19 protein-coding genes, 1 tRNA gene, 1 pseudogene and 2 riboswitches are annotated in these 18,638 nt (G+C 66.8%); of the genes and pseudogenes, 5 read left to right on the top strand and 16 right to left on the bottom strand.

Features of this window, described 5'->3' with window-relative positions:
• Positions 1-60: 60 nt before the first annotated feature.
• From ASG62_RS27975 to ASG62_RS04555, 7 genes and pseudogenes are all read right to left on the bottom strand, one after another.
• Positions 61-1,140: pseudogene (locus ASG62_RS27975) on the bottom strand (IS3 family transposase).
• 112 nt (positions 1,141-1,252) lie between these two features.
• Positions 1,253-1,501: a helix-turn-helix domain-containing protein gene (locus tag ASG62_RS04580; protein ID WP_056700161.1), complete on the bottom strand. Its 249-nt coding sequence runs from the start codon at positions 1,499-1,501 to the stop codon at positions 1,253-1,255.
• Positions 1,498-2,316, bottom strand: a complete 819-nt coding sequence (gene pdxY / locus ASG62_RS04575) for a pyridoxal kinase (protein WP_056700148.1) — start codon at positions 2,314-2,316, stop codon at positions 1,498-1,500. The genes ASG62_RS04580 and pdxY overlap by 4 nt, the downstream gene beginning before the upstream one ends.
• Before the next feature lie 76 nt (positions 2,317-2,392).
• Entirely contained in the window at positions 2,393-3,670 is a 1,278-nt protein-coding gene (glyA, locus tag ASG62_RS04570) for a serine hydroxymethyltransferase (RefSeq protein WP_082537533.1), read from the bottom strand.
• Between the two features lie 20 nt (positions 3,671-3,690).
• Positions 3,691-4,392, bottom strand: a complete 702-nt coding sequence (locus ASG62_RS04565; protein ID WP_056700144.1) for an MOSC domain-containing protein — start codon at positions 4,390-4,392, stop codon at positions 3,691-3,693.
• Complete coding sequence (locus ASG62_RS04560) at positions 4,389-5,096, bottom strand: glutamine amidotransferase (protein ID WP_056700141.1); 708 nt, start codon at positions 5,094-5,096, stop codon at positions 4,389-4,391. Before ASG62_RS04560 ends, ASG62_RS04565 begins: the two co-directional genes overlap by 4 nt.
• Positions 5,096-5,335: a thioredoxin gene (locus ASG62_RS04555; protein WP_244487701.1), complete on the bottom strand. Its 240-nt coding sequence runs from the start codon at positions 5,333-5,335 to the stop codon at positions 5,096-5,098. Before ASG62_RS04555 ends, ASG62_RS04560 begins: the two co-directional genes overlap by 1 nt.
• Between ASG62_RS04555 and ASG62_RS04550 the strand changes: the two genes are divergently transcribed.
• Positions 5,334-6,881 carry a PLP-dependent aminotransferase family protein gene (locus ASG62_RS04550; RefSeq protein ID WP_244487700.1) on the top strand — a complete coding sequence of 516 codons (1,548 nt, stop codon included), beginning with the start codon at positions 5,334-5,336 and terminating at the stop codon, positions 6,879-6,881. The genes ASG62_RS04555 and ASG62_RS04550 overlap by 2 nt on opposite strands.
• Positions 6,882-7,354: 473 nt before the next feature.
• Here the strand turns inward: ASG62_RS04550 and ASG62_RS04545 are convergent.
• Positions 7,355-7,429, bottom strand: a tRNA-Gly gene (locus ASG62_RS04545).
• A gap of 367 nt (positions 7,430-7,796) precedes the next feature.
• Here ASG62_RS04545 and ASG62_RS04540 point away from each other — a divergent pair.
• The 4 genes from ASG62_RS04540 (at position 7,797) to ASG62_RS04525 (ending at position 10,531) form a co-directional block, all read left to right on the top strand.
• Positions 7,797-8,306 (top strand): prolyl-tRNA synthetase associated domain-containing protein, encoded by a 510-nt coding sequence (locus ASG62_RS04540; protein WP_056700218.1) that lies wholly within the window; start codon positions 7,797-7,799, stop codon positions 8,304-8,306.
• A 35-nt stretch (positions 8,307-8,341) separates the two neighbouring features.
• Positions 8,342-9,355 carry a thioredoxin gene (gene trxA / locus ASG62_RS04535; RefSeq protein WP_056700137.1) on the top strand — a complete coding sequence of 338 codons (1,014 nt, stop codon included), beginning with the start codon at positions 8,342-8,344 and terminating at the stop codon, positions 9,353-9,355.
• A gap of 239 nt (positions 9,356-9,594) precedes the next feature.
• On the top strand, positions 9,595-10,275 hold the full coding sequence (locus ASG62_RS04530) for an LON peptidase substrate-binding domain-containing protein (protein ID WP_056700136.1): 681 nt from the start codon (positions 9,595-9,597) through the stop codon (positions 10,273-10,275).
• Between the two features lie 61 nt (positions 10,276-10,336).
• Positions 10,337-10,531 carry a Trm112 family protein gene (locus ASG62_RS04525; protein ID WP_056700135.1) on the top strand — a complete coding sequence of 65 codons (195 nt, stop codon included), beginning with the start codon at positions 10,337-10,339 and terminating at the stop codon, positions 10,529-10,531.
• A gap of 12 nt (positions 10,532-10,543) precedes the next feature.
• Here the strand turns inward: ASG62_RS04525 and ASG62_RS04520 are convergent, their stop codons facing one another.
• The 8 genes from ASG62_RS04520 to ASG62_RS04485 all read right to left on the bottom strand — a co-directional run bounded on the left by ASG62_RS04520 (position 10,544) and on the right by ASG62_RS04485 (position 18,334).
• The gene (locus ASG62_RS04520; protein WP_056700133.1) at positions 10,544-11,221 is read right to left on the bottom strand and encodes a GNAT family N-acetyltransferase; all 678 of its coding nucleotides are present in this window, start codon (positions 11,219-11,221) and stop codon (positions 10,544-10,546) included.
• Positions 11,218-12,090 carry an alpha/beta hydrolase gene (locus tag ASG62_RS04515; protein WP_056700131.1) on the bottom strand — a complete coding sequence of 291 codons (873 nt, stop codon included), beginning with the start codon at positions 12,088-12,090 and terminating at the stop codon, positions 11,218-11,220. Before ASG62_RS04515 ends, ASG62_RS04520 begins: the two co-directional genes overlap by 4 nt.
• Before the next feature lie 33 nt (positions 12,091-12,123).
• A complete protein-coding gene (eda, locus tag ASG62_RS04510) occupies positions 12,124-12,768 on the bottom strand; it encodes a bifunctional 4-hydroxy-2-oxoglutarate aldolase/2-dehydro-3-deoxy-phosphogluconate aldolase (protein ID WP_056700129.1) in 645 nt (214 codons plus the stop codon).
• A 66-nt stretch (positions 12,769-12,834) separates the two neighbouring features.
• On the bottom strand, positions 12,835-14,262 hold the full coding sequence (locus tag ASG62_RS04505; RefSeq protein ID WP_056700128.1) for an alpha,alpha-trehalose-phosphate synthase (UDP-forming): 1,428 nt from the start codon (positions 14,260-14,262) through the stop codon (positions 12,835-12,837).
• A complete protein-coding gene (otsB, locus tag ASG62_RS04500; protein ID WP_056700127.1) occupies positions 14,259-15,026 on the bottom strand; it encodes a trehalose-phosphatase in 768 nt (255 codons plus the stop codon). Before otsB ends, ASG62_RS04505 begins: the two co-directional genes overlap by 4 nt.
• Entirely contained in the window at positions 14,909-15,781 is an 873-nt protein-coding gene (locus ASG62_RS04495; protein WP_156381959.1) for an N-acetylmuramidase domain-containing protein, read from the bottom strand. Before ASG62_RS04495 ends, otsB begins: the two co-directional genes overlap by 118 nt.
• Positions 15,782-15,869: 88 nt before the next feature.
• A complete protein-coding gene (locus tag ASG62_RS04490) occupies positions 15,870-17,147 on the bottom strand; it encodes a D-amino acid dehydrogenase (RefSeq protein WP_056700126.1) in 1,278 nt (425 codons plus the stop codon).
• Between the two features lie 57 nt (positions 17,148-17,204).
• A riboswitch (glycine riboswitch) is annotated at positions 17,205-17,298 on the bottom strand.
• Positions 17,299-17,302: 4 nt separating this feature from the next.
• A riboswitch (glycine riboswitch) is annotated at positions 17,303-17,392 on the bottom strand.
• Between the two features lie 132 nt (positions 17,393-17,524).
• On the bottom strand, positions 17,525-18,334 hold the full coding sequence (locus ASG62_RS04485; protein ID WP_056700125.1) for a transglutaminase-like domain-containing protein: 810 nt from the start codon (positions 18,332-18,334) through the stop codon (positions 17,525-17,527).
• Positions 18,335-18,638: the final 304 nt, after the last annotated feature.

Here is an 18,638-nt window from a genome sequence, read left to right as displayed (position 1 = left end):
AGAGGTGGTCCTGTTTTTCAGACCATCCGGCGGCGGATTTAGAGTGGAACGCGGTTGTCTTTATGCCGCCAATTTCTCATCGGCCCGGCTCATCGCATAGGCTTCATTCGGTGTCGCGTCTCGCAGGCTCGAATGCGGTCTCTCGGCGTTGTAGTAGCTGATCCAGGAGCCGATTTCACGCCGAGCTTCGGAGCCAGTCTCGAATGCGTGCAGATAGACGCATTCGTATTTGAGCGACCGCCAGAGACGCTCGATGAACCGATTGTCGATCCAGCGACCACGGCCGTCCATCGAGATCCTGATCCCGGCCGCCTTCAGCTTGTCGGTGAAACTGGGCCATGGCCTCCTCCAAAGCCTCGATGCAGAAGCCAGCGTCCATCGTGTTCGACAGCCGCCATGCCAGCACCTTCCTCGTTGCCCAATCCATAATGGCGACAAGATAGAGAAAGCCCCGCCGCATCGGGATGTAGGTGATATCGGTGCACCAGACGTGGTTCGGCCGTTCGATCGTCAGATCCCGCAGAAGGTAAGGGTAAATTCGGTGCTGTGGGTGCGGCTGGCTGGTCTGCGGCGCCTGGTAGATCGGCKACAAGCCCATCTTGCGCATCAGCCGCCGAACGCGATGACGCCCGACCAGATGACCCTGCCGGAGCAGCCAGCGTGCCATCTGCCGAGAGCCATACCACGGCGTCTCCAGGAACTGCTCGTCGATCCGTCGCATCAGGGCGAGGTTCTCGGTGCTCTCGCCCGCCGGCATGGCGTAGAGCGTCGAGCGCGTCAGCGATAAGAGACGGCACTGGCGCCGGACGCTGAGACGAGGATGGTTCTTCTCGATGCCAGCCTGCCTTCGATCTCGGCTCATCGACCGAAGGCCTTCTGCAAAAAATCCCGCTCCACGACGAGCTGACCGATCTTGGCGTGGAGCTTCTCGAACTCCGCGTCGCGGTCGCGAGCCGTCTCGGCGACGCCGCCTCCAAACGCTGTGGCCATGTTCTCGATGGCCAGGCGCTTCCACTGGCCGACCACGTTCGGATGCACCCCATGCTTCTTGGCCAGTTCGGCCAGCGTCTGCTCCCCACGGATCGCATCCAGCGCGACCTTGGCCTTGAACTCCGCGGAATACCGCGCCCTCTTCGACATTCTAGGATCGTCCCTATCAGCAGGCGATCCACTCTAAACACTGGTCCGGTTTTCCGGGACCACCTCTCCCGCGGAATACCGCGCCCTCTTCGACATTCTAGGATCGTCCCTATCAGCAGGCGATCCACTCTAAACACTGGTCCGGTTTTCCGGGACCACCTCTGAACCCCTGACCGGAAGCGGTTACCTGAACCCCGCCGCTGCTCCGCACGAAGATCTTGACGTCCAGCATCGCCTCCAGATCCCGAATGCGTCGGCTGACGGAGGAGGGGCGAACCCCGAGCGCCCCGGCCGCGCGCCGGAAACTGCCATGGTCGGCGGCAGCGAGTGCGCAGCGGAGATGGCGCAGCTCGATGGTCACATGCGGTCCGGGCGGATCTTCTCGATCACCACCATTTCGGCGCGGCCCTCGGCAGCCGTCCGCCGAAGAACGTCGTTCATTCGCTCAACGGCCGCCGCTGCTGCCGTGGGTAGCGAACGACCCTCTCCCAGAGCGCCGATCATGAAGGCCGTCAGCAGGTCACCCGTCCCGGCAGGCCGGATGTCCAGACGGCGCGACCGAAGGAAGGTCATGCCGTCCGGCTCACAAACGACCGTCGTCAGTTCGTCGGCCCGTTCGCCGACGAAGTGGCAACCTGTCACAACGGCGCGCGGGCAGCCAGCCACTACCAGACGAGAACGGGCACTCGCGAGGTCCTCTCGCGTCGCGATCGACCTTCCCGTCAGCAGTTCCAGTTCGAACTGGTTCGGCGTGACGATGTCGGCGGCGGGCATAAGGCGGCTGGCGAATACCTCAAGGATGCCATCGGCGACATAGACGCCGGTATCGCTGTCGCCCATCACGGGATCGCAGACATAGATGAGCTTCGGGTTGTGGGCCTTCGCGCGTGCCACAAAATCCGCAACAACCTCGGCGATCGCCGCCGATCCGAGATAGCCGGTCACGAGGAACGAGGCTTGCTTGACGATCCCGCGCTCCTCGACGCCGAGCAGCAGATCGGCAACGAGCGCGGCGTCGAGCACCTGCCCGCGTATGGTCGGATAGTGCGGGTGATTCGAAAATAGCGTAGTCGGAACCGCCGCGACCTCGATGCCCGCAGCCTGCATCGGGAAGACCGCGGCGCTGTTGCCGACATGCCCGTGGACGACTTGGCTCTGGATCGAGATCACCTTCATGGCACATCATCACACGGGCAAAGCTGGCAGGGACCGGCGGGCGCGGTGAGACGCTCTGCCGGGCGGAGCATTCTACTCACCGTTCGATCGGGTGGCGTGTGGTCAAGCGTGCGACGCATCCACGGATGCCCTCTTCATCGATCGATCCGGTACGAACACCGTCCAACACCGCGAGGATCAACGTCCCGACTTCTTCGAACTGCGAGGTTCCGAAGCCGCGTGAAGTCGCGGCAGGCGTGCCCAAGCGAATACCCGACGGGCGTGCCGGCGGGTGCGGGTCGAAGGGAATGGCGTTCTTGTTCACGGTCAGCCCGACACGCTCCAAAGCATCGGCCGCGGTGCGACCGTCGATGCCGAAAGGCGTCACGTCCACGAGCAGCAGATGGCAATCGGTGCCGCCGGTGACTAGGCGCAGGCCGCCGTCCTGAAGCACGCTGCCAAGCGCCTGCGCATTGTCGATGACTTGCGCAGAGTAGCGTTGGAAATCAGCGCTCAGCGCCTCGCCGAAGGCAACCGCCTTTGCAGCGATGACGTGCATCAGAGGACCCCCTTGGATCCCCGGGAATACCGCCTTGTCGATGCGGCGTCCGATCTCCTCCTCATTGGAGAGAATGATGCCACCACGGGGCCCGCGCAGCGTCTTGTGCGTGGTCGAGGTCACGACATGGGCATGCGGGACGGGGTTGGGATAAAGGTCAGCAACAATCAGGCCGGCATAGTGGGCGATATCGGCCATGAGGAAGGCGCCGACCTCGTCGGCAATGGCGCGAGCACGAGCGAAGTCGATGCGTCGTGCATAGGCCGATCCTCCCACGAGGATCAGCTTCGGCCGCGTCTGCCGCGCGATCCTTGCCAGATCGTCATAGTCGATGCGTTCGTCGTCGCGCCGCACCTGGTAGGTTACGGCCTTGAACCAGCGGCCCGACACGGTGACGGGCGAGCCATGGGTCAGGTGGCCGCCGCAAGCGAGATCGAGGCCGAGAATCGTGTCGCCCGGCTGCAGGAGCGCAAAGAACACCGCGAGATTGGCGCTCGCACCGCTATGCGGCTGAACATTCGCCCAGACGGTGTCGAACAGCCGGCGGACGCGGTCGATCGCCAATTGCTCGATTCGGTCCGACGGGCCGCAACCCCCGTAGTAGCGGCGCTCGGGATAGCCTTCGGCATATTTGTCGGTGAAGACGGAACCCTGTGCTGCGCGAACCGCCCGGCTGGCGATATTCTCTGAGGCGATCAGTTCGATGCCGTCATGCTGCCGGGCCTCCTCAGCCTCGATGGCCATCAGCACTTCGAGGTCGCCAGCAAGCGAGTGAAGATCGAGCGCAGTTTCGACCATGGGTGCGGCTGACGTCATCGCAAATCCTTCGATATGATTTAGGCAGTCGGGACGGGTGGCGTGCCATCGAGGCGCGGGCTCCAGTCCTCGACGGTTCGGGTGGAAAGGCGGTGTTCCGCGAGACGCCGCCAGCTTTCCGGCAGTCCCGGCAAGGCGGCCATGCCGGCCAGTTCGTCGCGATCGAGTGGGGCGACGTAGAGGAGGTGCCACAGGCGGCGAAGGGACCAGTCGGGCAGGCGCCGGTCGAGGAGCAGGATTGTATCGCCCGGGGAGACGAGGCCGTCCTCCAGAACGCGATAATACCAACCGGTGCGCCCGGTCGTCTGGACCCGTCGCGCCATGTCCGGGACGCCGAAGCGATGATTGAGCTTCCAGCAAGGCTGCCGGCCCTGCGAAACCTCGATCACCGAAGAGCCGAGCCGAAAGACGTCGCCGATCGCGACCGTTTCTTCGGTCAGGCCGAGGGTCGACAGGTTCTCGCCGAACGCACCCGGCGCGGCGAGCATGTCGCGCGTCCCGATCTCGGCCAGCCACTTGGCGTAGTGCTCGGAAGGATAATGATGGACGGCCTTGTCGGGTCCACCATGGCGCTTCCGGTCGCCTTGCGCGTCGCCGAAAAAGCCCTCGCGGCACAAGCGAACCGGGGCTTGCACGGGGCGCTTGTCGATGCCGCTCGGCACACTCACTGGACCGAATGGGCTGATATCGCCGACGAGAAGCGCGCCCAATATGGTCTTCATGGCGTGCGTAGGCCGTCCAGCCATTCGGCGAACATCGCGCGGCCAGCGTCGCGCAGGCGAAGCCCATGGCGCTCGGCATCCGCCCTCAAGGCTTGCGGGTCGATGCCGGCGACTGCCAGTTCGTGGGCATGTCCGATCAGCCAGCGCTCGAAACCGGCCGTGGCATCCACTTCCGGGTGGAACTGCACACCCATCACGTTGCGCCCGTGCGCGAAGGCCTGGTTGGGGCAGACCGTCGTCTCCGCAAGGCGGTCGGATCCATCGGGAATGTCGAACATGTCGCCATGCCAGTGCAGCACCGGCACATCTTTCAGATGACGCAGGACGAACGCTTCACCGTCCGTGGTCAGGCCCAAGGGGGAGAAGCCGATCTCCTTGGTGCCCGTCGGGCGGACCTTGGCGCCGAGCGCGGTGGCGATCAACTGGGCGCCGAGGCAGATGCCGAAGGTCGGGCGATCCGCCGCAAGCCGGGTTCGCAGGAAATCGAGTTCGTCGGCGAGGAACGGATAGGTCTCGGTCTCGTAGACCCCGATCGGGCCGCCGAGCACGATCACAAGCTCCGTCTTCACCGGTTCCAAGGTCCAGATCTCGTGGACGCCGATGTCGTAGTAATGGACCTTGTAGCCGGCGGCCGCGAGCACCGCCTCGAAGGACCCGAGATCCTCGAACGCCACATGGCGCAGCGCCACCGCCGTCTTCAGCATCAGCGCGGCTCCAGCGCCGAGAGGTCGGCTCCATGGTTGATGTGATAGGCGGCACCATCGATCACGAGAGCGGGGACGGAGCGCACGCCTGCCGCCTTCGCCTCTGCGACACGAGCCGGAGCCTCGCCGAGATGGACGCTCTCCACCTCGTAGCGGCTAAGGTCCAAGGCGCCGGCGACGTGCTGCTCCGCATCGACACAGACCGGGCAGCCCGCGTGATAGAAGATCGCTTTGGTCATGATGATCGTCCTTTGGATTGTCGGCGGGAACGATCTATGGCTTACTTTGGTCGTGGCTGGTATGGATGTGCCGGTTTCGAGAATGGAGCTAGGCCGGTCGATGCTGGAGATCGCATTCGAGTTGGACGAGCATTCCACGGCTCCGGTCTTCCTCCAACTCAGCCGGGTCATCATCGCGGCGATCGACAGCGGCCGACTGGAGCCGGGCCGAAAGCTGCCCGGCACGCGGGCGCTGGCGATGTCTTTGAGGATCCACCGCAACACTGTCGATGCCGCCTATCACGAGGCAGTCATGCAGGGCTGGCTTGTCGCCGAGCCATCGCGCGGCACCTTCGTCGCTCGCGATCTGCCGGCGATGCCGACCGCCGGTTCGATCCATCTCGGTCCTGCAGCGGAAAAAGGTCGGGTTCGAAGCACGGTGTCTCTGCCGACGTGTGGTGGTCCGCCGATGCTGTTCTTCTCGGACGGCGCGCCCGACGCGAGGCTGCTGCCGAGGGCGGAACTGGCGAGGGCCTTCAGGCGTGCGCTGACGACGCCGGAGTTCCTACGCGCCTCGGGCTATGGCGACCCCCGCGGCGCACTTGCATTGCGGGAGGCGCTCTGCGAGCATCTCTCGGCGGAACGCGGCCTTGCGCTGGCGCCCGCCGACATCCTCGTGACACGCGGCAGTCAGATGGCGCTGTTTCTGGCCGCCGGCGCATTGCTCGAGCGGGACGAGGTGATCGCAGTGGAAGAGCCGGGCTATCCGCTTGCCGTCACCGCCTTCCGTGCGGCGGGCGCGCGGGTCGTGGGCGTTCCCGTCGACGCCGACGGATTGTCGGTCGAGCATCTCGAGCGCTTGGCGGTATCCCAGCCGAAGCTGCGTGCCGTCTACGTCACGCCGCACCACCAATATCCGACGACGGTGACGATGGGCGCCGGGCGCCGGATCCGTCTGCTGGATGTGGCTCGTCGTCACGGCCTGACGATCGTCGAGGACGACTACGATCACGAGTATCGCTTCGACGGCAAGCCGGTTCTGCCGCTCGCCTCGCGCGCAGGCGACGTGCCGGTCCTCTATGTCGGATCCCTGTCCAAGGTGCTCGCGCCGGGCATACGCCTTGGCTACGCGACGGGACCGGTCGACCTGCTCCAACGCATGGCCGACGATCGTCAGGCGATCGACCGCCAGGGAGACGTGCCACTGGAGCACGCCGTCGCGATTCTCCTGCGGGAAGGTGACCTCGGCCGCCATGCTCGCAAGACGCGGAGAATCTATCAGGCCCGGCGTGATCTCTTGGCGCGCTCGTTGACGAGCAAGCTCGGCGCTTACCTCGATTTTGCGATCCCGCCGGGTGGTCTCGCGCTGTGGACGCGATTGCTACCCGGGCTCGACGCTGAACGATGGAGCCACGAAGCACGGCGTCACGGTTTGGCTGTCACGCCTGCGATGTCGCAATGCCTTGACCTCGTGCGTGCCCCGCAAGCCTTTCGGCTAGGCTTTGCGAGCCTTGACGAAGTTGAAACGAGCCGAGCTGTCGAAATCCTCGCAATCACGATGCCATAACGTATGGAAGAAGCATCTTCGATGGCAGGTGTCTCAACCTCTAGACTCCTGGTTCGAGAACATCCTCCGAAACAGGCGGTCCGATCGCACGATGCATTCCGTGGTGAGCACGACAGGCTTTGCCTCGCTCACCGGATCGCTGATCGTTTGATCGCACCCTCATCGATCTCCACGTCACCTCCACCAGCGCGAATCCGGAAGGAACCTTTCATTAGAGAACCTGACCTCTGCCAGTTTGTCTCCACAGGTGGCCGTTGTCTCCAAAGGGGCCGACTCATGTCTCCAAAAGCGTATCGGGCAAAAGGTGAGACGGCAGCGGGAAGCGGGGCCGTCAACGCTACCATATCCGAAAGCCGCCGTGGGCTAGCGTTCTGCTGGAGACAATATGGAGACAAGCCGCATCCTTACAGGATATGTCTCCAGAAAGGATCCCGCAGGGATCCTCGTATATAATTGAATTCACGAGGAAAAACTGGAGCGGGCGAAGGGATTCGAACCCTCGACCCCAACCTTGGCAAGGTTGTGCTCTACCCCTGAGCTACGCCCGCCCGCTCCGCCGCAGCGACTTGCTGCGGACGAGGCGGTGTATGCCCCAGGCCGATGGGGATTGCAACAGGGTTGTCGGCTTTTCGATGCGGAATTTTCGGAAAGGCCGCACGAGGCGCGTTTTTCGCCCTGCGGCTGAGGGTCGGGGGGGCGGGCCTTGCGTGCGCGACGGCGGTGCGCGTCGCGGTTCGGCGTCGGCGCTTGATCGTGGGCGCGTCCCGGATTACCCCGGTCGCGGATGGAGCGGCAGCGCGCCGAGCGAAACCTTCGGTCTCGAGAGGCGCCGCGACGAGCGATGATCGGCAGGCCTCAGGCGCGACGCGCCCGGCGATGGTCGGCGGGCCGCAGACGATGATGACGGGGACGGGAATGGCGAAGACGCGGGCCGAGCTTGGCGAAATGCTCGAGGCGCTCGGGATCGAGACGGTGACGGTCGATCACCCGCCGCTCCACACCGTCGAGGAAAGCCAGGCGCTGCGCGGCGAGATCGCGGGCGGGCACACCAAGAATCTCGTGGTGAAGGACAAGAAGGGTTCGGTCTTCCTGATCGTCGCGGAGGAGAACCTCGTCCTCGACCTGAAGGTGCTGCACAAGGCGATCGGCGCGCAGGGGCGGGTCTCCTTCGTCGGTGCCGAGCAGATGACCGCCATGCTCGGCGTGGCGCCGGGTTCGGTCACCGCCTTCGCGCTGATCAACGATGGCGACCACGCCGTCCGGCTCGTGCTTGATGAGGGGCTTCTGTCGCACGATATGGTCAACTGCCATCCGCTGACCAACGAGGCGACGACGACCATCCGCCGCGACGATCTTCTTCGCTTTTTCGACGCCACGGGCCACGAGCCCTTGATCCTGCCCCGCGAGCTGCCCGCCGAGGCGTGAGCCGCCGGTTCGAGCCTGCATCAACGAGGACGAGAATGAGCAACAATCCCTACGGCACACAGGGCTACGGCACACAGGGCTACGGCGCGCAGACGACGGCCACGGGCGCACGCGCGCCATCCGCGCCGACTGGTGGCGGCGGCGGCGCCGCTCCTTCCCCGGCGGGCGCCGCCGATCTCGTCAAGGACACGACCACGGCGAAGTTTCCCGCCGACGTGCTTCAGGAGTCGCGTCGCCAGCCGGTGCTCGTCGATTTCTGGGCGCCCTGGTGCGGCCCCTGCAAGCAGCTGACGCCGATCCTCGAAAAGGTGGTCCATGCGGCCGGCGGGCGCGTGAAGCTCGTCAAGATGAACATCGACGAGCATCCCTCGATCGCCGGCCAGCTCGGCGTGCAGTCGATCCCGGCCGTCTTCGCCTTCGTCAACGGCCAGCCGGTGGACGGCTTCATGGGCGCGCTGCCGGAAAGCGAGGTCAAGGCCTTCGTCGATCGGCTCACAGGGGGCGCGGCTGCGGGGGGCGAGGACCCGGTCGCGGCGGCCTTCGAGGATGCCAAGGCGCTTCTGGCCGAGGGCGACGTGACGCAGGCCGCGCAGGTCTTCAGCGCGATCCTGCAGCACGATGCGGGCCATGTCGGCGCGCTCGGCGGACTTGCCGACTGCTATCTCACGATGGGCGACGCGGCCCATGCGCGGGCGATCCTCGACTCCGTTCCGGCCGACAAGGCGGCGGACCCGGCGGTCGCGGGCGTCGCGACGCGGCTGAAGCTCGCCGAGGAGATCGCGGAACTCGGCGATCCCGTCGCCCTCCAGGCGCGGATCGAGGGCGATGCCGACGATCACCAGGCGCGCTTCGATCTGGCGCTGATCGCGCAGGCGAGGGGACAGCGCGACGTCGCGGCGGGCCACCTCCTGGAGATCATCCGGCGCGACCGCAGCTGGAACGAGGACGGCGCACGTCGGAAGCTGCTCGAATTCTTCGAGGCCTGGGGCGGCGGCGATGCGGCCACCAAGGATGCGCGGCGCAAGCTTTCGACGCTGCTCTTCTCCTGACGGAGCCCGCGATTCGAACGCCGGTCCGGTCGGAGCCGGGCGGGCGTCGCCCGGCCGTGCGAAGCGTCGGCAAATGCCCACGGAGTCGCAGACGCGGCGCGGCTCTTGAGATTGCGGCCATCGGCTCCAATTCTGAAGCTGAGCCCCGCACAACGGGCGCCTCGCCGTCTCGTTCCCTCGGGTTCGCGGGCGGCAGGGTGCGAACGGGCGAAGGCGACGAGATCAGGAGGACTACCAGCTTGGTTCATGCGGGAAACTACAATTACACCGTCGAGTCCGATCTGCCGGAAACGGTGCCCGTGTTTCCCCTGTCCGGCGCTCTCCTCCTGCCGGGCGGCCAGATGCCGCTGAACATCTTCGAGCCGCGCTATCTCGCCATGATCGACGACGCCATGGCCAAGGACCGTGTGATCGGCATGATCCAGCCGCGGCTCGACGGCTCTCGTCTGGCGAACGGCGAGCCGGACCTCTGTCAGGTCGGCTGCCTCGGACGCATCACGTCGCTCAGCGAGACGGGCGACGGACGCTACATCGTCTCCATGCACGGCATCGCGCGCTTTCGCGTGGTAGAGGAGCTCGAGGTCAAGACGCCCTATCGCGCGTGCCGGCTGGCCGCCTTCGTGGCCGATCTCAACACCAGCCTCGGCGCCGAGGACGTGGACCGCGAGGCGCTGCTGCGGGCCTTCCGCATGTATCTCGATGCCAACCAGCTCGACGCCGACTGGGAGAGCGTGACCAAGGCCTCCAACGAGACGCTGGTCAACGCGATCTGCATGATGTCGCCCTATGGCCCCGCCGAGAAGCAGGCGCTGCTGGAGGCCCCCGATCTTCGATCGCGCGCGGAAACGCTGGTCGCGATGACCGAGATCGCGCTGGCGCGCGGCGCAGGCGAGGATGGCGGCTCCGGCACGTTGCAGTAGAAACATCCGACGGGCGTCTTGTGCTTCGTCTCTCCGTGAGGCGGACGAAAGGGATATCGACATGCCGCAGACCTATAGAGCCGATGGGCGGCCCGATCCGAAGTTGCTCGAACTCCTGGTCTGTCCGCTGACCAAGGCATCCCTTCGCTACGATTCCGCGCGGAACGAGCTCGTGTCGGAGGCGGCGCGTCTGGCCTTTCCGATCCGCGACGGCATTCCGATCATGCTGGCCTCGGAAGCGCGCACGCTGGACTGAGGCGCGCCTCTTTCAGGCTGCGGTGCGGAACGAGGCGAGGCTCCGGCGCTGCCGGCCGGCTTCGTCGAAATTCTCCGCTGCGAGCCAGGATTCGAAGCCCTTCGCAATCGCAGGCCATTCGCTGTCGAGAATCGCATACCAGGCAGTGTCGCGGTTCGCGCCCTTGACGATCATGTGCTGGCGGAACAGCCCTTCGAAGGTGAAGCCGAGCCGTTCGGCGGCGCGCTTGGACGGCGCGTTCGCGTCGTTGCACTTCCACTCCAGCCGCCGATAGCCGAGCTCCTCGAAGACGCGGCGGAAGAGGAGATAAAAGGCCTCCGTCGCCGCGCGCGTGCCCTGCAGGCCGGGACCGAGGCAGATGTGGCCGATTTCGACGACGCCGTTCGGCGGGTCGATCCGCATCAGCGAGGCGACGCCCTCCGCCTTGCCCGATAAGGCCGGCACGATCGCGTGGAACAAGGGATCTTCGGTTCGGTAGGTTGTGCCTGCGAAGCTCTCGAAGGCGGCGCGGTCCTCGAAGGGGCCGTAGGGCAGATAGGCCCAGAGGGTGTCGCCACCGGGCGCGGTGAAGCTCTCGTAGAGTTCGCCGAAGCGGCCGGAATCCACGATCGGCTCGACGCGGACGACGGCGCCGGACAGTGGCGCGTTGCCGGGGCGCGGGCGCGGGGTCCACTGGTCGAGCGGGATCATGAGTGCCTCTCGATGAAGGCGACGACAGCGTCGCGGATGGCGGGGTCGTTGAAGGGAAGCGCCGTCGAGAGCGCGCTGACTGCGCCGATGTGGTCGACGCCCGGCACGATCATCGCCTCGGCCTCGCCGCCCTTGCTCGTCACTTTGGCCGCCAGCGAGCGGGTGTTCTTCGGGTCCACGGTCCTGTCCGCGCTGCCGGCGATCAGGAGCATCGGCGGCTCGCGCCCGTCGATGAAGTTCACCGGCTGGCTCGCCGCGCGAAGGGCTTCCGGAAAAATCTGCCGGTAGCGCTCTTCCTTGAGCGGCAGGAAATCGTAGGGGCCGGCGAGACCCACGAAGCCCGCGAGACGGCCGGGCGCGAGGCCTTCGCGTCTCAGATAGCGCTCGTCGGTCGCCAGAAGGGCCGCGATTTCGGCGCCGGCCGAATGGCCCATGACGAAGAGCGGATGGCGCCCGGGGGCAAGATCGAAGCGCCCCTTCGCCGCCGCGGCCTCGACGAAGGCCACGGCTTTCGCTCCATCCTCGACGAAGGCCGGAAAGCGCACTTCGGGATAGACGCGGTAGTCCGGGATCGCGACGACGATGCCGCGTCTCGCCAGCGCCTGCGCGGCGAAGAGGTAGAGATCCTTGGAGCCCGAATCCCAGCTTCCGCCGTAGAAGAACACGACGACGGGCGCCGTGGCGCCTGCGCCGTCCGGCACGTAGAGATCGAGCGTGCCGCGCGGACCCGGCGCATAGCGGATGTTCGTCTCGACCGCGTATCCCGCGCTGGAGGTCAGCGCGTTGACGACGCCCGCCGCCGTGCAGCCGCCGAGGAGGAGCGGCGCAGAGAGGGCGGCGGCAAGGGCGAGCGGAAACCTGCGGCGCATGGGACGATCCGAGACGTGGCGGGCTGCGGCGCGTCAGGCGGCCGGGCGGAGCGCCGCGGCCTCGGCGGCGAGGCGGGTGATCTCGTCGTAGTTGCCGGCCGCGATCGCCGCCTTCGGCGCGACCCAGGAGCCGCCGACGCAGACGATGTTCGGCAGGGCCAGATAGTCGCGCACGTTCGCCATGGAGACGCCGCCGGTCGGGCAGAAGGTGACGGCCTGGAAGACCGGCGCCAGCGCCTTCAGATAGGCGATGCCGCCGAGCTGTTCGGCGGGGAAGAACTTCAGGACCCGGTAGCCTTCTTCGAGCATGGCCATCAGCTCGCTCGGGGTCGCGGCGCCCGGCAGGAGCGGCGCGGGGGCGCCCTTGGCGGCGTCGAGGAGCTCGACCGTCGCGCCGGGCGAGACGACGAACTTCGCGCCAGCGGCGAGCGCCTGCTCGAACTGCTTGGGATTCAGCACCGTGCCGGCGCCGCAGACCGTCTCCGGCACTTCCTCGGCGACGGCCTTGATCGCGTCGAGCGCAGAGGGCGTGCGCAGCGTGATCTCGATCGCCTTCAGGCCGCCCTTGGCCAGAGCCCGCGCCAGGAGAACCGCCTCGGCCGCGCTGTCGACGGCGACGACCGGCATGACCGGCTGTGCGGAAAGGACGCCCATCAGGGCTTCGGAGTTCTGCGCCATGTCGGGGCTCCCGGACGTTTGTCTGTTCAAGCTGGAAGGGTCGAGCGCTGCGAGGTCTAATCCCTGTCAGGAGGCTTGAACAGGGGGCTCCTCGCTCGCCGGTTGCGATGGGGCGGGGACGTCCGCCAGAGCGCCGAGAAAGCGGTCGCACCAGCGGCTCGCCGTGCCCGCGAAGACGGTCTCGCGCATGGCCTCGAAGCGCTCGATGCGCTCGTCGAGCTTCATCGTCAGCGCCCGCTTCAAGGCATCCGCCATCGTGTCGGGATTGTACGGGTTGACGAGGAGGGCGCCGCCTTCCAGCTCGGCCCGCGCGCCCGCAAAGCGCGAGAGGAGAAGGACGCCCGGATCGGTCGGGTCCTGCGCGGCCACGTATTCCTTGGCGACGAGGTTCATGCCGTCGCGCAGCGGCGTGACGAAGCAGACGCGCGCGGCGCGATAGATGCCGGCCAGCGCCCGGCGGGTGAAGCCCGTCGTCATGATCTGGATCGGCGTCCAGTCGAGGGTCGCGAAACGTCCGTTGACGCGCCCGGCGGTCGCCTCCAGCTCCGTGCGCAAGCCCGCATAGGTCTCGAGTTCGGCGCGCGAGAGCGGCGCGATCTGCAGGAGGTTCACGCCGCCGCGCATCTCCTCGTGGTCCTCCAGCAGACGCTCGAAGCCGAGGAGCCGCTCGACGATGCCCTTCGTGTAGTCCAGCCGGTCGACGCCGACGACGAGCGGCCGGCCCTTGGCGATGTCGCGCAGCATCTCCTCGTGCTCGCCGGCCTCCGGCGAGACGGCGAAGCGCCGATAGCCTTCCGCGTCGATGCCGATGGGAAAGCTGTCGACCTCGATCGTGCGGTCGCCGACGCGCACCCGGTTGCCCTCCAGAACCTCGCCGCCGAGCTCGCGCGTGCAGAAGGCGAGGAAGTTCATCCGGTCGGTCTCGGTCTGGAAGCCGACGAGGTCGTAGGCCAGCATGGCGCGCACGAGATCGTGGCTCGCCGGCAGGGCCGTGAAGATTTCGGGCGGGCAGAAGGGAATGTGCAGGAAATAGCCGATGCGCCCGGCAAAGCCCGCCTTGCGAAGCTCCGCGCCGAGCGGGAAGAAGTGGTAGTCGTGGACCCAGACGAGATCGTCGGGCCGCAAAAGGGGCGCAAGGCGCTCGGCGAAGCGGCGGTTCACCGCGTGGTAGACGCGATCGAAGCTGCGGTCGAACTGCACGAGGTCCAGCCTGTAGTGCAGCAGCGGCCAGAGCGAGCGGTTGGCATAGCCGAGATAGAAACCCTCGTTCTCCTCCGGCGTCAGATCGATCGTGGCCAGCTCGGTCTGCCCGTGGCGCTCCGTCTTGACCGGACCGTCCGCCGCCGCCTCGTCGGTCTCTCCGCTCCAGCCGAACCAGAGCCCGCCCCGGCGGCGCAGCGCGTCGGCAAGGCCAACCGCGAGGCCGCCCGCCTTGCCCTCGTCGTCGAGGGGCCCGACGCGGTTCGAGACGACGACCAGACGTGGCTCGCTCATCGTGCGTTCCCTTTCGAGTCGATCTGGGCCGCGGCGACATCGGCGGCCATCGTCAGCCATTCGTGGACGGCCTCGACGTCGTCCAGGCGGTGCTCGGCGATCGTCTCGCCGGGCCCGACCTTGATCGAGACGCCGCCGGCCTTGCGAACGTGGGCGAGCGCGAACTCGTCGGTGGCGTCGTCGCCGATATAGACCGGTCGCCGGCCCGCGAAGGGCGCGGACGCGCTGAGCATGGCGACGGCGCGGCCCTTGTCCATGCCGGCCAGATGCACCTCGACGATGTCCTTGCCCTTCATGACGACGAAGCCGTCCTCGTCGCCGACGGCCTTCTTCATCAGCTTCATCGCTTCGCCGCCCAGTTCGGGACGTCGGCGCGTGTGGAGAACGAGCGCGGTGCCCTTGTCCTCCAGCTCCAGGCCGGGCCGCGCGACGATGCCCGTGTGAAGCGTGCGGCGAAGCGGATCGAGCGTGCCGGGAACGGTCAGTATCCGAACCTCTTCGCCGGGCTTTCCTCGCTGTTCCAGGCCGTGAACGCCGGCGGCGGTGAAGGCGAGGGGGGCGAGGAAGCCGTCGAGATCGACGATCCGCCGGCCGCTGACGATCGCAAGCGCGCCGGAGAGGCGCGCCTGAAGATCGGCGAGGACGTTCAGGATGTCGGGGTCGATGCGGACGGCGGCGGGGTCGTCGCAAAAGCCGACGAGCGTGCCGTCGAAGTCGAGGAAGAGCGCGTCGCCGCGCGTGTCGAGAACAGGTTCTGTAGCCATGAGGTGAGGGCAGATAGGCCGCCGCCCCGCTTCGACCACCCTTCCGCCGACTTCGATGCCTCATTCGCTGCAGTCTTCGGTGGGATCGTCACCGTCGATCGAGGAAGAGGCGCGGTCGGCACGCCCGGGAGATCGACTTGCGGCGGGTTCTCGGACAGCCAGCGTCCGGCCGTCGCAAGTGCGTCCGCGAGCTTGGTGTCGTAGCCGTTCCTGCGGTAGGCGGGGCCGTTGTAGAGGCGGGAGAAGCCGGCAATGTCGCCGCGCTCCAGCCGGCGGTGGAGGTCGCCGACGCGCAGAAACCGCGCCATCAGCCGGAACTGTCCCTCGATGGAGCCGCGCGCCTCGGCGGCGAGGGCTTCAGGGTTCTCGTAGTTCAGCACCTTCCAGTGCGATCCCATCACCTGACCGAGGCCCCAGGAGGTCGCGGCATAGGCGGCAGCGGCGTCGATGGCAGAGGCGCGGGCGAGAAGGCGCCAGCGCGCGGCCTGCGATGCGGGATTTCGAATGGCGCCGGCCTTGGGATCGGCTAGGCCCGCCGCGCGGGCGGCCGGGCGATCCTCCGGCGAAAGCAGCCGGTCGAAGCAATGGCCCTCGAAGCGGATCAGCGGTTCGCGCCGATCGTCGAACGCGGCATAGGGCACGCAGGCCGTCTCGACGATCGCGACGGTGAGGAGGGTGCGGGCCGATACGCCGGTCTCGCCGGATACGATCCGCGCGGCCGCGATCACCGCCGCCCTGTCATCTGTCTTTGCCATGGCCGCATCTCCGCCCTTCTGATGATCGGGCGGAGTTTGGCAGGGAGCGGGACAGGCGGGGATATTCGCACCTGCCCCTTCGCTTGGGTCAGGCGGCGCTGGCCAAGCCCGCGTCGGCGGGAAGGCGCGGCGCTGCGGAGACGGGCTTGCGCAGCGTGCCGGCGACCTCGGCGGCGACGAGTTCGGCCGTGATGCCGGAGAGCGTCCAGCCGAGATGGCCGTGGCCGGTGTTGTAGAAGACGCCGGCCTTGGAGCCCGCGCCGACGCGGGGCAGCATGTTCGGCATCATCGGGCGAAGACCGGCCCAGGGCACGACGGAGTTCGTCTCGACGCCGGGGAAGCGCTGGCGCACCCAGGCGGTCAGGGGCTCGATGCGGGCCATGCGGATGTCGCGATTCTCGCCGGCGAACTCGGCCGTGCCCGCCACGCGCAGGCGATCAGGGCCGAGGCGGCTCGTCACGATCTTCGCCTTGTCGTCGAGAAGGCTGACGAAGGGCGCGGCGCGGCGGCTTTCCTCGTCGTTGAGGTTCACCGTCACCGAATAGCCCTTCACGGGATAGATGTTGACGCGGTCGCCGAGCTGCGCGGCGAAGCGGCGGCTCTGCGTGCCCGCGCAGACGACCGTCGCGTCGAAGCTCTCGCGCTCCGCCACGTCGCCGACGGTGAAGGAGACGTCGATGCCTTTGCCGTTGTGCCGGAGGCGCTCGACCGCCGCGTCGTAGACGAAGCGCACGCCCCGGCGGCGCGCGGCCTTGGCAAGGCCGACCGTGTATTTGTGGATGTCGCCGGTGAAGTCGGATTCGGTGAAGAAGCCGCCGTGGAACGTGCCGGCGAGCGCAGGCTCGATCGAGGCGATCTCCTGCGGGGTGACCGCCCGGCGATCGAGGCCGCCCTCGGCGAGGAGCGCGTTGACCTTCAGCCCGTGCTCGAACTCGGCCGGCGTCTCGTAGACATGGAGGATGCCGCGCTTCTCGATGTCGAAATCGACGCCTTCCGCCGCCGCCATGCCGAGCAGATGCTCGCGCGCGGCGATGGCGAGGCGGACCGTCTTCACCGTGTTTTCGCGATAGTTGCGTGCGGCGGCGACGAACTCGGCCATCCAGGTCAGCTTGTGCCAGGAGGGGGTCGGATGCACGAGGAGCGGCGCATCCTTGCGCAGCATCCACTTCAGACCTTTCAGGAAGGTCGAGGGATGGTTCCAGACCTCGGCATTGGAGGCGGAAAGCTGTCCGCCATTGGCGAAGGAGGTTTCCATGGCGGCATGACCCTGGCGGTCGAAGACCGTCACGTCGTAGCCGAGAGCGTTGAGTTTATAGGCGGTCGTCACGCCGGTGATGCCGGCGCCGATAACGGCAATTGTGGTCACGTCAGATCCTTCCGACCCGAGGGCTACGCCCGTTCGAGGTCTAGATGCTGTGCCCACTCCGTCACGAGCCTGAGAGCTTCACGGGCCAGGGATCATTCCCTCGTCCCGCTTTCTCCTTCGGCGGACGACCACTCGGCCGTCACTCTCCGGATCTTCGATGCCGCGCGGTCCTTTTGCCTGAGAGTTTCCGGGGCGGTTGCTCCTTCGGCGCCGGCTCGTCGCCGGTCTCTCCCGCTGCGGCGGGTATCCACGACGTTACGCCCGAGCCGTTCTGTGAGCAAGCGCAAAGAAACGGCATTGTGCATCGCACGCGGCAACATGGTGCTCGAAATCTTTCCCGAGCCCGAGCCCGAGCCCGAGCCCGAGCCCGGCGAGGGTCAGCCGGGGATTTCGTCCGTCCAGACCTTGAAGCCGGTCAGGCGGTTCGAACCGAACGTGTGCGTCAGCGGGACGTCCGCGGCGTCGCGGCCTTGCGCGACGAGGATGCGGCCGATGCGGCGCTGGTTGTTGCGCGGGTCGAACGTGTGCCAGCGGCCGCCGATATAGACCTCCATCCAGGCGGCGAAGTCCATCGTCGCATAGGGCGGGGGCAGGCCGATGTCCGAGATGTAGCCGGTGCAGTATTTCGCGGGAATGTTCATGCAACGGCAGAGCGCGACGGCCAGATGCGTGTAGTCGCGGCAGACGCCCCGTCCTTCCGCATAGGCTTCGGCCGCCGTGCGCGTGTTGCGCGCGTCGTTGTAGTTGAACTTGATGTGGTTGTGCACGAAATCCATGATGGCCTGCACGCGCGTGTGGTCCGGCGACGTGTGGCCGAAGAGACGCCAGGCCTCGTCGACGAGGAGATCGGTCTCGCAATAGCGGCTGCCGAGCAGGAACTGCAGCGTATCGGCCGGCAGGTCCTCGACCGGATGCTGGATCGCATAGGGGTCGACGGCGTCGGGCTCGCCGGAATCCCGGATGACCGCGTCCGTGCCGAGGCTGAACGGCCCGGTCGGTGCGACGAGGCGGCAGCACCAGTTCCCGAAACCGTCGCGGTAGCTGTAGACGGGAACCGAGGGGTCCACCCGCAGGTGGTCGGGATGTTCCAGATCGGATGCCCGCGAATAATGCACGTTCAGCATGACGATCATCGGGGTGGGGACAGAGAAGTTGTAGTTGAGCTCGCAACCGAGACGAATGCGCATGAATATCTGCTCCCGAGGCCGTCGCCGTTGACGTGTCCGTGGGTTTCAACCTAGCGCATGGCCGCCGCAGCGCAACATCCGGGCGTGATGCTATTTTCATCACGCCTACATATTTTGCCATGTGTGCTGATTGCAGCGCAGCGATATGCCGGTCCCACTCCGCCGACACATCCCCAACGATCGACGTGCTCAGTGGTTCCATAGGTTGCGACAAAGGCTCGGAGCATGGACGGGGACGCGGCCCGGCTCTGCCGGCCGTCCGAAGCGCTGGAGCCTGTCAGGCTCATGCTGAACCAGACAGGCT

This window comes from Aureimonas sp. Leaf427 (assembly GCF_001425485.1).
In the GTDB taxonomy this organism is placed as follows: Bacteria; Pseudomonadota; Alphaproteobacteria; order Rhizobiales; family Rhizobiaceae; genus Plantimonas.
Note: the sequence above shows the minus strand (reverse complement) of the source record. Positions and strands in the feature narration are given on the sequence as shown.

Bases quoted from the DNA above. Each gene is read 5' to 3' on its own strand.
- ASG62_RS04515 (WP_056700131.1), bottom strand. From the start codon at position 12,090: ATGCGCCGCAGGTTTCCGCTCGCCCTTGCCGCCGCCCTCTCTGCGCCG.
- pdxY (WP_056700148.1), bottom strand. From the start codon at position 2,316: ATGAAGGTGATCTCGATCCAGAGCCAAGTCGTCCACGGGCATGTCGGC.
- otsB (WP_056700127.1), bottom strand. From the start codon at position 15,026: ATGGCTACAGAACCTGTTCTCGACACGCGCGGCGACGCGCTCTTCCTC.
- ASG62_RS04540 (WP_056700218.1), top strand. From the start codon at position 7,797: ATGGCGAAGACGCGGGCCGAGCTTGGCGAAATGCTCGAGGCGCTCGGG.
- eda (WP_056700129.1), bottom strand. From the start codon at position 12,768: ATGGCGCAGAACTCCGAAGCCCTGATGGGCGTCCTTTCCGCACAGCCG.
- ASG62_RS04485 (WP_056700125.1), bottom strand. From the start codon at position 18,334: ATGCGCATTCGTCTCGGTTGCGAGCTCAACTACAACTTCTCTGTCCCC.
- ASG62_RS04505 (WP_056700128.1), bottom strand. From the start codon at position 14,262: ATGAGCGAGCCACGTCTGGTCGTCGTCTCGAACCGCGTCGGGCCCCTC.
- ASG62_RS04520 (WP_056700133.1), bottom strand. From the start codon at position 11,221: ATGATCCCGCTCGACCAGTGGACCCCGCGCCCGCGCCCCGGCAACGCG.
- ASG62_RS04560 (WP_056700141.1), bottom strand. From the start codon at position 5,096: ATGCTGAAGACGGCGGTGGCGCTGCGCCATGTGGCGTTCGAGGATCTC.
- ASG62_RS04495 (WP_156381959.1), bottom strand. From the start codon at position 15,781: ATGGCAAAGACAGATGACAGGGCGGCGGTGATCGCGGCCGCGCGGATC.
- ASG62_RS04525 (WP_056700135.1), top strand. From the start codon at position 10,337: ATGCCGCAGACCTATAGAGCCGATGGGCGGCCCGATCCGAAGTTGCTC.
- trxA (WP_056700137.1), top strand. From the start codon at position 8,342: ATGAGCAACAATCCCTACGGCACACAGGGCTACGGCACACAGGGCTAC.
- ASG62_RS04565 (WP_056700144.1), bottom strand. From the start codon at position 4,392: ATGAAGACCATATTGGGCGCGCTTCTCGTCGGCGATATCAGCCCATTC.
- ASG62_RS04555 (WP_244487701.1), bottom strand. From the start codon at position 5,335: ATGACCAAAGCGATCTTCTATCACGCGGGCTGCCCGGTCTGTGTCGAT.
- glyA (WP_082537533.1), bottom strand. From the start codon at position 3,670: ATGACGTCAGCCGCACCCATGGTCGAAACTGCGCTCGATCTTCACTCG.
- ASG62_RS04550 (WP_244487700.1), top strand. From the start codon at position 5,334: ATGATGATCGTCCTTTGGATTGTCGGCGGGAACGATCTATGGCTTACT.